Consider the following 14,049-nt stretch of genomic DNA (forward strand, 5'->3'; position numbering starts at 1 on the left):
TTAAAGATCGGCAAAGAGGGCCGACTTGAGGAGGATCCGGTCGTGCTCCTCCTCGATCGTTTCGATCAGCGCCTTCACGACTTTCGGATCGAACTGAATTCCCGAGCAGTGATTGAGCTCCGCCGTCGCCTCTTCCAGAGAGAGAACCTTCCTGTATTCATAAGGGTAATCGGAGACCATCGCATCGAATGCGTCGGCCACGGCGACGATCCGCGCCAGGAGGGGGATGTCCTCTCCGCCGATGCCGTCGGGGTATCCTTTCCCGATGTAATACTCGTGGTGATGCCGGATCAAGGCGAGAACGTTCGGGGAAAGGTTCAACGGGGCGACGAGATTCACGCCGATTTCGGGATGTCTTTTGATCGCCTCCATCTCCTCGGAGGTATACTCTCCCTTTTTCTGGACCACCTGCGGGTCGATGCCGAGCTTGCCGATGTCGTGCATGTAGGCGCCGATCTGCAGCTCTTCTTTCTCCGAATCGGTCAGTCCGAGGCGTTGCGCGATCAGGTAGGAATAATAGTTGACCCGGCTCGAATGGCCGTAGGCGTACGGATCTCTTTTTTCAACGGTGTCGATGAGGGCCCGGATGAAGTCAAAATGGTTGACCCGCCGCTCCTCCTCGATTTCTTGCTCCGTTTTTTCGAACATCTTCTTGACCCCCTCGAGAAGGGAGTGGTCCTGTTCGAGCAGCTTGATCCCTTGGGAGAGTTCTTTCTCGGCGCCGATCAATCCTCCGATCTGGATCAGGAACTCTTTTAATTGATCCATCTGCCGCTTCTTTCCGGCGGCCCGATTCACGGCGGTCAAAACGTCCCCCATGTTAAAGGGCTTCAGGAGATAGGAGGAGGCGCCTAAATGGAGTGCATCGAGCACTGTTTTGAACTCCCCGTAACCGGTGATGACGATGACCTCGATGTCTCCATGCATCTGTTTAATTTGGCGAAGGACATCGATTCCTTGCAGGTTGGGAAGCCGGAGGTCGAGCGTCACCACATCGACCGGTTTTTCCTTCAGCTGGGCCAATCCCATTTCTCCCGAATCGACGGTGAGGACGTCGAAGTAAGGGGAAAGGATCATTTCGAGCGATTTTCTGGGGCCGAGCTGATCTTCAATGATCAAAATCTGAGGACGTTTTGACATCTCGTTCCTCCTGGAAAAAGTGTTCAATCGTTCCGGTTCCTATCCCTTCTTAGAGCAAATCCCAGACCGTCTCGATCTTTTGTAAAGAAGCGAGATCGGTCTGGATTTCCTCCAAAAGTTAAAGAAAATCTGCACACTTTTGTCCGCGGATGTGGAGCCGGCGACAGGGTTCTACAAGAGGGTATGATGGGGTAGCGAAAAGAAGTAAGGTGGGATCAGTTCAGGTTTGGATCGAACGGCATCGTTGCATAAAAGGCCCATTCCGGTCCGAACCGGCGCATCATTTGCGGCCAAATGAGGGTCGGGTCGGCGTCAAAGATCAGCGCCGCATCGGCCGGGAGCGTCCGCCAGGCGCCCGAGGACATCTCCCCTTCCAATTGGCCGGGCGCCCAACCGGCATATCCCAAGCAACAACGGATCTCTCCGTCGGGGCCGAGCGCTCCCGGCGTTTTCAGCTCATCCAAATCCTTGGCCAGGTAGACGTCCTCCAGGACGCTGTGATTTTCGAACGTTGCATCGCCCCGGCAGAGAATCAACATTCCGTTCTTCGCCACGGGGCCGCCGGCGTAAACCCACTCGCCGCCGGCCAGCTTGGGAAAATCTTCGATCAACGTCGAGACCGCCACTTCCGTCGGGCGATTGATGATCAATCCCAACGCCCCTTCCGGTCCATGCTCGCACATCAGGATCACCGACTGCCGGAAGTTGGGATCGTTGAGCATCGGCATTGCAATCAGCAATTTTCCCTTGAGCGTTTCTATCGCCTGTTCCATGAAATCTCCAGATCCGCGATCCACTCCGATACCCCTATCTTAACCGGACGATATTCTCTTCGCAAGCAGGGGGAACACCTAAGCGCCTGCATAAAGCCGATAGTCGATCTCCGGGAAGAGGTTGTCTTTTTCTTCGATCTCTTTGAGCGAAATTTCATGAATCCGCTCCGATGAAATCTCTTCATAGAGCCGGGTAAAGCGGGAGAGGTGATCGTAGGTTCGCTTGACGGCATACGGAACGGACGTTCCCGTTTTCATGATAAAAGCCCAGTCCGAAGCCTGCGCCAAGAGGAGCTCGCGGGCGGCTTGGCGCAGCGCTCGTTTCTGAAGGCCGTCCGCTTGGGGAAAGCGTTGGGCCAGTGAGACCATCCGATCGGCCGCTTGATGAAGGTGGCGATAAATCCAATCATTGCTCCCCTCCAGCCAGACCTCGTTGTATCCCTTCCATCCCCAGCTGCACATCGGCGGGGTCGCCACCTGATTCCTCGGATTCTCGCGGAGATACTCTGCCGGTGTGGTGAGGCGGAAAATGTTCTGATCGTAGGCGCTTTTCCGAATGAAAAAGTCGATCCATTCCGGTCCTTCAAACCACCAATGCCCGAAGAGCTCGGCGTCGTAGGGGGCGACGATCACCGGCTTTCGCCCCATGGCGTCGTGGAGGTGTGCGATCTGGCGTTCCCGGTTGAACATGAAATTTCCCGCGTGCTCCGCCGCCCGGTCGATCGCCCATCCCCGGTGATACGGCTCCTTGTGGTCGGTTTTCCCGGTAATCCGGTGATATTTGATTCCGGTTGAAATGCGGATGCCGCCGTCGTGGATGTAGGGCCGGACGTAGTCGAGATCGAGGTCAAAGCCGATGTCGCGATAGAAATCGCGGTAAACGAAATCGCCCGGGTAGCCCTCCTCCGCGCTCCAGACCTGCTTCGACGATTCGACATCCCGTCCGAACGCCGCGACCTTCGCGGGGGTGTAGATCGGGGCGTAGAGGGCATATTTCGGACGGGGAACGGCGTGGAGGAGTCCATGAGAATCGACGATGAAATATTGAAGCCCGGAGGCGGCCAGGTGTTCTTCCAATCCGGGATAATAGCCGCACTCGGGAAGCCAGATCCCGCGGGGACGCCGGCCGAAGTGGCGTTCATATTCCCGCGCGCCGATCTCGACCTGCGCCCGCACGGCATTCGGATTGACCGCCATGAGCGGAAGAAATCCGTGCGTGGCCGCCGAGGTCATCAGCTCGACCGAGCCTTCTTCCTGGAAGGCGCGAAAGGCGGCGAGAAGATTCCGCCGGTATCGATCGTTGAAGACGGTCCGCGCTTCCCGGAACCGATCGAGATACATCCGGGCGGTCGAATGAAACTCCGGCTGGCTCCGCGTCCGATGCACTTCCTTCTCCGCAAGCTCGATCAGCCGCTCGATGTGTTCCAAATAACGCCGCTGCAGAAGCGGATCGCTGAGCATGGCGGCCAGGGTCGGCGTGATCGAGAGGGTGATCCGAAAGGGGACCCGATCGTTCAATAGTTTTTCAAAGATCGTGATGAACGGAATATACGTTTCGGTAATGGCCTCAAAGAGCCAATCCTCTTCGAGGAACTCCGGATATTCGGGGTGGCGCACAAAGGGAAGGTGTGAATGGAGAATGAGTGAGAGAGATCCTTTTTCCATGGGAACCTCCTAAAGGCCGTTCAGAGCTGTGAGGCGACAAAGAAGAGAACGTGAGGCGTGAGGGGTAAAAGCGCCTGACGCCTCACGTGTTTTCGCTTTTTCGGAGCAGTCCCGGAGAGAAGAGGCTTGAGATCGCCTCTCTTTCTTGCTCGAACGGCTCCAGCGGCAACCTTCTTCCTTCGTCGGAGGCAAGCGTTCCTTCCGGCGACCACCACTCTTCATCGAACCGGTCGGAAGGGCCGGCCGGTGGGGTGTGGGCGCTGTTTGATCGGGCGATCGTCGCGAATGCGCCGGAACGGGACTTCATGCCGATATCGATCAAAAAATTCCGGTCGGGTTTGCCGACATCGACATACCAGTTTCCGATCCGGTGGTCGACGTCAATGTCCCAAAAATGGGTCAAATCGCTCCGCTCCGAAAGATCGTAAACCCGCAGGGCGAGGCGGCTTTCCGGATCGGCCAGTTTCCGATGGGTCTCTCCGATTCCTTCGTGGGTCACCTCCCAATAGCTGTAGATCCACCAGGGGTCGCGGACCAGGGCGACGACCTGGTTGACGCCATATTCCATTGGAATCTCCGGATAGGTTGCAGTGCCGACGCCAGCCCTTTCCTCTTCGGCTTCTCCCTCTCCGGCATGTTCGGTCATCCTGCTTGCCGTGACCGCTTCTTTCTCCGTCAAGGGGGCGGGCTCCCTTTTTTCCGCCGGAGAAAGCGATTCCAGCAAAACGGAAACGATCTCGCTCTTACGCATGGAAGGGCGAAGACGAATCGCATGGGTCTTGGCGAGAGAGCGAAGGGCGGCGATATTCTTTTTTTCAAGCTCTTGTCGATTCATGAAGACTCCTCACTTTTCACTGCATCGTACAATCATCCATTACGAAGGGTCATTCCTTATCCAGGTGATGTGGGGTGGTCTGGGGTGATCCGGGGCGGCTCGGCGCGCCCTGGGTGGCGTGTCGGCAATACGGACAAGCGGTCCACTCGGGCTGAAGGAACTTCCCGCAGGAAGCGCAGACATAGGGAGAGGCGCAGCCGCAGTGGGGGCAGATCAGATAATCGAGGTGAAGCGTTCGGTGACACTGAGGACAAAGATTCCTAAAGGTCTCTTCCATTTCAACCACACGGATGACCTCCTCCGTCGTGGTGATCCCCTGTGCGACCTTCTGAAGGCCGTCTTCCTGCAAGGTGCTCATTCCGAAGGCGGCCGTCATGGCGCGGATCTCTTGCTCGGTTACGCCGCTCGCGATCAGCTCCCTTAATTTGGTGGAGAGGGTGAAGAGCTCAAAAATGCCGCGCCGACCCGAGAAACCGGTGTAGTGGCAGGCGGCGCATCCTTTTTCTTGAAAGAAAGCGCCACCCGCCGGCGCTTCCACCCGGCATTGGAGGCAGAGCTTTCGGACCAGGCGTTGTGCAACGATGCCGACCACCGCGGAGGAGACGAGGTATCGCGGGATTCCGATATCAATCAGCCGGGTGATCGTCGAGACGGCGTCATTCGTATGGAGCGTGGAGAGAACCAGGTGGCCGGTCATCGCTGCGCGAAAGGCGATCTCCGCCGTCTCCAGATCGCGAATTTCGCCGATCAGAATAATGTTGGGGTCTTGACGGAGGATCGATCGAAGGGCGGCGGCGAAGGTCAGGCCGATCTCCGAGTTGATCTGCACCTGGTTGACCCCTTCGATCGTGTATTCGACCGGATCTTCGACCGTGGTCAGGTTTTTCGTTTCCGACTTCAATTCGTTGATGATGGCGTAGAGGGTGGTGGTCTTTCCGCTTCCGGTCGGGCCGGTCACCAGGATCATCCCCTTCTTTTTTTTGCTCATCTGGCGGATCAGCTGAAGCGACTTCTCATCGAGTCCGATCTGATCGAGCTGAATCAAGATCCGTGTCTGGTCGAGGATGCGCAAGACGACCTTCTCGCCGTAGAGGGTCGGGAGGATTGAAACGCGGAGGTCGACTTCATGGCCCTCCACGACGACCCGGACCGCGCCGTCTTGGGGGAGGCGCCGTTCGGCGATGTCGAGCTTGGCCAAGATTTTGATCCGGGAGATCAATGGATTCTGAACCCACTTGGGAAGATGCATCTCATCTTTCAACAGACCGTCGATCCGATAACGCACCCCGCAATCTTTCGGCCCCGGCTCAAGATGAATGTCGCTCGCCTGGAGCTTGATCGCTTTGCTCAGGATCAGATTCGCCAGTTGAATCACCGGGGCAAGACGGCTCTTCGCTTCAAGGGAGCGGGCCTCTGCATGGAGGAGGTTCCCCTCTTCCAACGGTGAAACGACCTGAATCGATCCCTCTCCGAAATCTTTCGCGGAGGCCTCGACGATTTTCTCCACCGAAGTGGCGAGGCGGTAGTTCTGCTCGATTGTTTCCAAGATGGCTCTTCGCGTGGCGATGGCCGGATGGATCGCCATCCCCGCTTGGAATTGGAGGTCGTTGATCGATTCATAATCGAGCGGATCGACCATGGCGACCCTCAACTTTTTGCTTTGAATTTCCAACGGCACGGCGAGGTGACGTTTGGCGAGCGATTCGGGGATCAAAAGAAGAAGGGCCGGATCGATGGGGATCCCCGTCGGCTCGATATAACTGAGATCGAGTTGGGCGGCGAGGGATTGGGCCATCTGTTTTTCTGAAATCATCTGCAGCGCAATGAGGATCTCGCCCAGCCGTTTTCCGATCTTCCGCTGTTCGTCCAAGGCCTGCCGGATGTGGTCTTGAGAGAGAAGGCCGGTTTCAACCAAAAGATCTCCCAATCTCTTTTTTGCGGCCTTCCGCTCATTTCCCTTAACTGCATTCTCCATCGGTCCACCTTTTGCTGAATATTGAGGTGCGCCGGGAACCGATAAAAGCTCCCGTCCGTCGAATGCCGAAATGAAAATAGTGCCGCCGACCTCGTCTGAAAATGAGGAGAGCCTCTTCCTCTCGGCCGATCGGGCCGAACGGTTCTGAAGAGCGGAATAAAAAGTTGAGGGAAGCGTCGATCGGGTTGTTACGCTCCATCCGGCCGGTTCGGGATGCGCCGTCGTTGAGGATGGAGAGGGCGGTGTTTCCAAGGGCTTGGAGGTGAATTGGTTCTTATTTTATCCGTTTGAAAATTCAAAAGTCAATCAATCGTGATTTTTCTCACTTCTTCCTCAGAGGACATCAGGATCGGCCATTCGATCTTCTGTACGGGTTCGACATATAGAACCCCTGCAATCTCTTGACAAGGGAAGGGGGTTCCAGTAGTCTCTCCGCCATGCAAGAGAGAAGAAAGTCCCAACGAATCGGTTTTAATCTGAAGATCGCTCTGATACAGGAAGGGGGAGGTGTGATCGAGATCCTTCGTCCCAATATCGGTTGGGGAGGGATCGGAGGCTACACCCGAGATCCGGTTGAAGCAGGCAAGGGGATCGAGATTGAGGTTTTCTTCGAACAACGTACGGGTGAGATGACTTCGGAGAAACTTTCAGGAAAAATCGTCTGGGCGCGCCGCGATGGAAATTTCAATGCGCTTGGGATTTCTTTTTCGGAGGTGAATCGAACGTCCCACCCCCGGCTTCTTTCATATCTTCAATACATCGATCAGGCTGATTAAGTCTGGTTACTGGCTTGTTCGACCCAGATGTCCGTCTGGCGTTGGCCCGCGTGTTCTATATATTCCGAGAACTCCTCTTCGTTTTTATCCGCCGCGAGGAATTGCTTATAGTGATGGCGAGCCTCCGCTTTCCTCCCGAGTTTATCAAAGGTCAGTCCCAAGTAGTAGTGAACGATGAACAGCTCGGAATTGAGTTGAAGCGCCTTCTCCCAGGCTTGGATCGACGCGAAGGCGCGGCCGGCCATGTAGTAGGCCGATCCAAGATTAAGATGTGTCTCGCTCCAGTCGGGATTTTGCCGAAGGACCTCCTCATATTCCCGAATCGAGTCGGACCAATTTCCTAAATGGAAGTGGGCGGAGGCGAGATTGTTTCTCGCTTCGCCGAACTGCGGCCGGATTTGGAGCGCGGTTCGATACTCCTCGACGGCCATGGGGTAGTTCTCCTCCTGGGCCCAAAACCATCCCTTCGAGAAATGACCATAGGCGGAGTCGGGGGCCAGATCGATAATTTTCCCAAGGTTTGTCTTGTTCCGTTCGTAGTCATCGCTCTTCAGTGATTCTTGAAAGAGCGCCTCGATCTCCCTGTGCGTCCCCTCCGCCGGATTCTCCGTTCCCCATGCCGGCCTGTGCGTCCCCTCCGCTGAGACGGAGAGGAGGAGCACCCAGCCGAGCAGAAATCCATTATAAAAAAGATGTTTCATCGCCGTTCCTTTTCTCGACCGGTTTTGCGGAAGAATCCAGGCGGTGGCCGATCGATTTGCCATCTTGATTTCTTATAAGCAACCATAACAAAATTCGGTGGTCTGTCAAGTGGAGGGATCTTGCGGAAGAATAAACACGTTAAGAATCAATGATTTATGGTGCAGAACCTTTTAGGGAATTGGGGGGAGGGAAGTACCGAAAAGGGATCTTGTCTAACGGTCGTGACAGACGAGGCAAAGCGAGGCGGAGGGAACACGTAAAAAGGGACGGATCTTTTCGCTGTGGGGATTGTGGCAGCTGTCACACTCCATCCGGCCGGAGGTGGTTCGGACCAGGGTGGAGAGGATTTCCGGCGAAGAGACTTTTTCTTTCGGAAGATCGAGGTAGGAGGAGGTTCCGTGTTGGGGCAGGACATACCCTTCCGGACGGAGATCGGGGATCGTCCAATAGCGGGCGTAGGTCACCGACGGATTCTCGGGGACGAACATGCCGTTCGGTTTTCTTGGATAGGGGATCGAAATCGGATGATCGACGCGGCTCAATGGCGGCGCTTCCCTGGAGGAGAAACCTCCTTCCCAGGAGGTGTTGGCTTCGGCCCCGAGACGGGCGGTATCGACATTGACGCCGTGCATGTCCTTGGCAAGGGCGCCGTCATGGCAGGCCAAGCAGGTGAGCGAGGAGCCGGTCGGCTGATTGTACGGGTGGCTCTTCGCCGAAAGGGTGGCGGTCAGGCGGTATTCGGCTCCCTCCCGGCTTCCCCAAAGAGGCGGACTCGGCGCCTTTTGCGGCGGAGCGGCGGTCTCCGTTTCGGCAGGGACCGCTTTGGGCGCCGCCGCGGCTCCCGGGATCGGATCGATATGGCAGATCGTACAGGAGGTGGAAGGAGGGAGCGAGGGAAGGGCCAGATTGTGCCGCGAGCGGACGACCTCATCGAGCGGAGAGGCATCCAGCGTGGCGAGCCCCGCAAAGAGGGCCAAGGAAAGAAGCCCAAGCATTGTTCCCGGTCGCTTCATCTCAAGCGTTCCTTATTTTGATAAACCGATTTTCTTTTGAACGATCTCCGCCAATTGGTCCGCCATCGCGACGATCGCGGTTTGCTCTTCGCCTTCGATCATGATCCGAAGAAGGGGTTCGGTTCCGGAATACCGGATGAGGATTCGGCCGTTGTTCCTCAGCTTCTCCTCGCAGTCGGCGATTGCTTTTTGAAGCCCCGGAATCTCCGAGATCTCCAGCTTTTTTTGAACCCGAACATTCTTGAGCACCTGGGGAAGCGCGGTCATGCAGGCGGCCAGCTCGGAGACCTTTTTCCCCGTTCGTTTCATGAGAGAAAGGAGCTGCAGTGCGCTAATCAAGCCATCGCCGGTGGTGTTATAGTCGAGAAAAATGACATGGCCCGACTGCTCGCCGCCGAGGTTATAACCGTCTTTTATCATCCGTTCGAGTACATATCGATCGCCCACCGGGGTTCGAACGACCTGAATCCCCCGCGACCGGAGGGCCAAGTCCATCCCCATATTGCTCATGAGGGTGGAGACCAGCGTCTCTCCTTTTAATGCCTTCTCCTGGTGGAGGGCCAGGGCGAAGGCGACCAGAAGCGCATCGCCGTCGACGACATGACCCCTTTCGTCCACAAAGACGGCCCGATCGGCATCCCCATCGTGGGCAATGCCGACGTCGGCTTGGGTCTCGATCACCTTCTTTTGAAGCTCCTCGGGATAAAGGGCGCCGCAGTTGAGATTGATGTTGGTCCCGCTGGGACTGTCGCTGAGGACGATGACCTCGGCCCCCAACTCTCGGAGGACCATCGGCGCGACTTTATAAGCCGCTCCGTTCGCGCAGTCGACGACGATCTTCATCCGCTGAAAATCGAGCCCTTTCGGAAGGGAGTTCTTGACAAACTCGATGTATCGCCCTTCGACATCGTCGATCCGAAAGACCTTTCCGATTTCCGCCGCCGTCGGCCGGATGTTGTCGATTTCGCCCGAGAAGATCAACGATTCGATCTGATGTTCCATTTCGTCGGGGAGCTTTAACCCGTCCCTGGAGAAAAACTTGATGCCGTTGTCTTCGAAGGGATTGTGCGAGGCGGAGATCATCACCCCGGCATCGACCCGGAGGCTTCGCGCGAGGAAGGCGACGGCGGGGGTCGGAAGGGGACCGACCAAGAGGACATCGACCCCCATGGAGCAGATGCCCGAGGTGAGGGCCGACTCCAACATGTAACAGGAGAGGCGAGTGTCTTTGCCGATGACGATCCGGTGGCGGCCCGCCTTGTTTTTAAAGATATGAGCGGCGGCCCGGCCCAGCTTCATCGCCATCTCGCTCGTCATCGGCTCGATGTTGGCGATGCCGCGGACGCCGTCCGTTCCGAACAGCTTGCGCATGGTCGAACCCACTCGGCTACTTCTCTGAGGGAGGAGCGCTCATCGAATGCTCGCCGGGACCGTCCATGGAGTGATCCGGCGGGACCGATGAGATTTGCATGAGGCGATTTTTATTGATCTTGATCTTTGCTTTTTCTTTCAGCTGATCGATTTCGTCGTTGATCATCGTGCCCCGGATGTTTTGAAGTTGGGCCGGAGCGAGCTCTTCGAAGTTTTTCGCATCTTTGGTCTCGACCACTTTGATAATATGGAATCCGAAGGGGCTTTGGACCGGTTTGCTGATTTCATTGACCTTCAGAGAAAAGGCGGCGTCGCTGAAGGCTTTTACCATCCGGTCCTTGGTGAAGAAGCCGAGGTCTCCGCCGCGGGGGGCGCTTCCGGGATCGGTCGATTTCTCTTTGGCCAGGGCGGCGAAATCTCCCCCTTGATCGAGCTTTTTCTTGATCTCTTTCGCTTCTTCTTCGCTCTTGACCAGGATGTGGCTGGCGCGGACCTCTTTAAATTCCGCTTTGTTTTTATTATAGTATTTTTTCATCTCGGCGTCGGTCAGCTTTTCCGCCGCGATCTGGTTGACCACTTCGCTGATCATCACCTCTTTGGTCAGCTCTTCGATCCGTTCTTTCACCTCTTTTTTCTTATCGAGTCCCAACCGTTTTCCCTCTTGGTTGAGGACCTCGCGTGAAATCAGGATATCGAGGAGCTCTTCCTTCCCCTCGGCCGTGTCGAAATTTCCCTGCCCCTCCCGGGTCAGCCGCTCCATCCGCTTTTCAAATTCATCCGAGCTGATCGAGGCCCCGTTGATGTTGGCGACCTCGTCTTCCGCTGCGTTTACGATCGAAAAGAGCGTCCCCTGCGCGACGATGCTCAAAGTAAGAAAGGAAACAAGGGCGATCATTTGTTTTAAACTCATTGAAACCTCCGAGTCATAAATATGTGGCGACATTGTACCCGTTTATCCGAAAAAGATCAACGGGAATTCCTGCACGGGCCTTATTCCGACGAACGCTTCGTCCGGTTTATTCTTGTTTTGACGGGGTGAGGTTGTTAAAATAGCCCCTCTTTAGGATACGGTCGATTCTCGGTGACGGAGATCACTTTGCCGGGATCGGTTTTTGCCAACCCTCACGGCCGAAACGATGAGTGCCCCCCAATTTGTCGAAGTCGCGCTTGCCGAAGCGGATGGAACTTTTCATTACCATCTCCCATCAACCTGGGCCGCGGCGCCGTTGGCGCCGGGGACCCGGCTGTTGGTGCCGTTCGGGCGCGGCTGGCGCCTGGCTTATTATGTTCGGCGCGTCGATCGGCCGGAGGTCCCAGAAACCAAAGAAGTTCTCGCCTTATTGGACGGCGATGTCTCGATTCCATCTTCTCTCTTTCAACTCCTTCATTGGATTTCCGATTATTACTTTGCCCCCTTGGGGAGGGTGATCAAAGGGGCCTTCCCCCAGGGAAGCCAGGCGGTGGTCCGCAGACGCTTCCATCTCACGGAAACGGCGGAGAAAGCCGGGGGAGAAAAGAAAACGGCGCTCCAGGAGCGGATCATTGCGGCGCTCAAGGAGGGAGGAGGGCTGACGGAGCCCCAGCTTCGCAAACGGACGGGGGGAGAGAAATTGGCCGGGTCCCTCTCCACATTAAAGAAAAAAGGATGGATCTCGGAAGCGTGGGAGGTCGATCGCCCCGCCGTCCGGAAAAAATTCCGCCGTCTTGTTTTCTTGAAATCCGATCCGGCTGAAGCGGCTTCCCTCATCGCCTCGTTACAAAAACGCGCCCCGCAGCAGGCCAGTGTCCTTCAGGTTCTTCTGACCGCCGGGGGGGCGATGCCGGTCGGCGCGTTTGAAGCACCGCTTCGCGCCTCACTGAAACGCCTGCTCGACAAAGGGCTGATCGATCAGGCGGAGGAAGAGGCCCCGCGAACGCCGATGCGTCCTTCGGGGTTCCCGCTGCAGCCATCGATTCTCTTGAATTCTGCCCAGCAAGCCGCGGTAGATCAGATTGTCTCCGCCGTCGAGGGGAAAACCTTCACCCCGTTTTTGCTGCATGGGGTGACCGGGAGCGGGAAGACGGAGGTCTACCTTCGCGTTATCGAAAAGGCCCTTGCGCAAAAGAGGGGGGCGATTGTCCTTGTGCCGGAGATCGCTTTAACCGCCCAATTGGTCGCGCGGTTTCAGAGCCGGTTCGGGGAGGCGGTGGCCCTCTTCCACAGCGGCCTCTCGCCGGGGGAGCGTTATGATGAGTGGCGCCGTATCCGGGAGGGAAAAGCACAGATCGCGATCGGCGTCCGGTCGGCGATCTTCGCTCCCTTCGAATCGGTCGGGGTGATCATCGTCGACGAGGAGCACGATTCGTCGTACAAGCAGGATGACGGCGTCCGCTATCATGCGCGCGATACCGCGTTGGTTCGGGGAAAGCAGTCCGACGCCGTCGTGGTGTTGGGATCGGCGACCCCTTCCTTCGAGTCGTTCTACAATAGCGAGACCGGAAAATATCGCCTGCTTCCGCTTCCGGGCCGGATCGATGCCCGTCCCTTGCCGGCGGTGGCGGTGGTCGATCTTCGGAAGAAAGAGGATTGGGTCCGGCCGTTTTTGACCCGATCGCTTCTTTCGGCGATGGAGAAACGCTTGGAGAATCGAGAGCAGACGCTCCTCTTTCTGAATCGGCGCGGCTTCTCCCCCTCGCTTCTCTGCCCCGACTGCGGCTATCTCCCCCATTGCATCCGTTGCAGCGTCTCCTTGACCTTCCACAAGAAATTGCAAAAGTTGGTCTGTCATTATTGCGGGTTTCAGCTTGCCCCGCCGACCGCCTGCTCCCAATGCCAGGGGGTCCGGCTGGTCCATCTTGGGATTGGAACCGAGCAGGTGGAAGAGGAGATCCGACAACGTTTTCCGGCGGCGCGGGTGGCCCGGATGGACCGGGACACCACGCAGAAAAAAGAGTCCCACCACAAGATCCTCACGGCGATGGCGCAGCGGGAGATCGACATCCTCATCGGCACCCAGATGATCACCAAAGGGCACGATTTTCCCGATGTCACGCTGGTCGGCGTTCTTTGCGCCGATCTCTCGCTTCACTTCCCCGATTTCCGCTCGTCCGAGCGGACCTTTCAGCTGTTGGCCCAAGTGGCAGGCCGGGCGGGCCGGGGGGATCGGCCCGGCGAGGTCCTCATTCAAACCTTTCAGCCGAATCATGAGTCGGTCGCGGCGGCGACCACGCACGATTATCTCGGGTTCTATGCGCAGGAGATCGCCTTCCGAAAGGAGATGGGTTATCCCCCCTTCTGCCGGTTTACCCTTCTCTTGTTCAGCCATTCGGAAGAAAAGCGGGTGGTCGATCGGGCGGCGGCCCTTCTAAAAGAAATCGAGAAGGCGCTTCCCCCTCTGAAGAAAGGGGAGACCGAACGGGGGGTGACCCTCCTCGGTCCGGCGCCGGCGCCGCTGATGCGCCTGCGGGGGGAATACCGCTATCAGATTCTCCTCAAAGGAAAAGATCAGAAGAAAATCGCCGCCGTTCTCAAAGAAGGGCTGAATTCCTGGAAGCGGATGGAGCGGAAGGGGGTCCGGCTGGAGGTGAATGTCGATCCTCAGAATTTCGTCTGACCATTTCACCTTGGGGTAAGGCGCAGCTGTAGAAATCATAATAATGTTGTTTTCACATATTGTAAGGTCAGCTCTTTCTTCCTGTAATCCTCGCATAAAATCAGCGATCCGAAATAAAGGTTTCCAATTCTAATCTTGTATTTAGCACCCCAATATGGTATGAAATGGCGCCATCATGGACGCAATCTTTTAGATCATGGACTGTC

Annotated in this window: 11 protein-coding genes; 2 read left to right on the top strand and 9 right to left on the bottom strand. The window is 56.7% G+C overall.

The window, feature by feature from the left end; translation table 11 throughout:
* The 5 genes from MCM46_11410 to tadA all read right to left on the bottom strand — a co-directional run bounded on the left by MCM46_11410 (position 1) and on the right by tadA (position 6,388).
* Entirely contained in the window at positions 1-1,140 is a 1,140-nt protein-coding gene (locus MCM46_11410) for a response regulator (GenBank protein MCG3112412.1), read from the bottom strand.
* A 215-nt stretch (positions 1,141-1,355) separates the two neighbouring features.
* Complete coding sequence (locus tag MCM46_11415; protein ID MCG3112413.1) at positions 1,356-1,913, bottom strand: YqgE/AlgH family protein; 558 nt, start codon at positions 1,911-1,913, stop codon at positions 1,356-1,358.
* 78 nt (positions 1,914-1,991) lie between these two features.
* Positions 1,992-3,578 (bottom strand): DUF1957 domain-containing protein, encoded by a 1,587-nt coding sequence (locus MCM46_11420; protein ID MCG3112414.1) that lies wholly within the window; start codon positions 3,576-3,578, stop codon positions 1,992-1,994.
* An 82-nt stretch (positions 3,579-3,660) separates the two neighbouring features.
* The gene (locus MCM46_11425) at positions 3,661-4,413 is read right to left on the bottom strand and encodes a DUF4912 domain-containing protein (GenBank protein MCG3112415.1); all 753 of its coding nucleotides are present in this window, start codon (positions 4,411-4,413) and stop codon (positions 3,661-3,663) included.
* Positions 4,414-4,462: 49 nt separating this feature from the next.
* Complete coding sequence (gene tadA / locus MCM46_11430; protein MCG3112416.1) at positions 4,463-6,388, bottom strand: Flp pilus assembly complex ATPase component TadA; 1,926 nt, start codon at positions 6,386-6,388, stop codon at positions 4,463-4,465.
* A gap of 437 nt (positions 6,389-6,825) precedes the next feature.
* On the opposite strand from tadA, the gene MCM46_11435 reads away from it, so the two are divergent.
* The gene (locus MCM46_11435; protein MCG3112417.1) at positions 6,826-7,164 is read left to right on the top strand and encodes a PilZ domain-containing protein; all 339 of its coding nucleotides are present in this window, start codon (positions 6,826-6,828) and stop codon (positions 7,162-7,164) included.
* On the opposite strand, the gene MCM46_11440 is transcribed toward MCM46_11435, so the two are convergent.
* The 4 genes from MCM46_11440 to MCM46_11455 all read right to left on the bottom strand — a co-directional run bounded on the left by MCM46_11440 (position 7,161) and on the right by MCM46_11455 (position 11,160).
* The gene (locus MCM46_11440) at positions 7,161-7,928 is read right to left on the bottom strand and encodes a tetratricopeptide repeat protein (protein ID MCG3112418.1); all 768 of its coding nucleotides are present in this window, start codon (positions 7,926-7,928) and stop codon (positions 7,161-7,163) included. The genes MCM46_11435 and MCM46_11440 overlap by 4 nt on opposite strands.
* 150 nt (positions 7,929-8,078) lie before the next feature.
* A complete protein-coding gene (locus MCM46_11445) occupies positions 8,079-8,879 on the bottom strand; it encodes a hypothetical protein (GenBank protein MCG3112419.1) in 801 nt (266 codons plus the stop codon).
* Between the two features lie 12 nt (positions 8,880-8,891).
* On the bottom strand, positions 8,892-10,262 hold the full coding sequence (glmM, locus tag MCM46_11450; protein MCG3112420.1) for a phosphoglucosamine mutase: 1,371 nt from the start codon (positions 10,260-10,262) through the stop codon (positions 8,892-8,894).
* A gap of 4 nt (positions 10,263-10,266) precedes the next feature.
* A complete protein-coding gene (locus MCM46_11455) occupies positions 10,267-11,160 on the bottom strand; it encodes a peptidylprolyl isomerase (protein MCG3112421.1) in 894 nt (297 codons plus the stop codon).
* A gap of 202 nt (positions 11,161-11,362) precedes the next feature.
* Between MCM46_11455 and priA the strand changes: the two genes are divergently transcribed.
* Positions 11,363-13,843 (top strand): primosomal protein N', encoded by a 2,481-nt coding sequence (priA, locus tag MCM46_11460; protein MCG3112422.1) that lies wholly within the window; start codon positions 11,363-11,365, stop codon positions 13,841-13,843.
* Positions 13,844-14,049: the final 206 nt, after the last annotated feature.

The sequence above is a fragment of the Candidatus Manganitrophus morganii genome (genome assembly GCA_021651055.1).
Lineage (GTDB): Bacteria > Nitrospirota > Nitrospiria > SBBL01 > Manganitrophaceae > Manganitrophus > Manganitrophus morganii.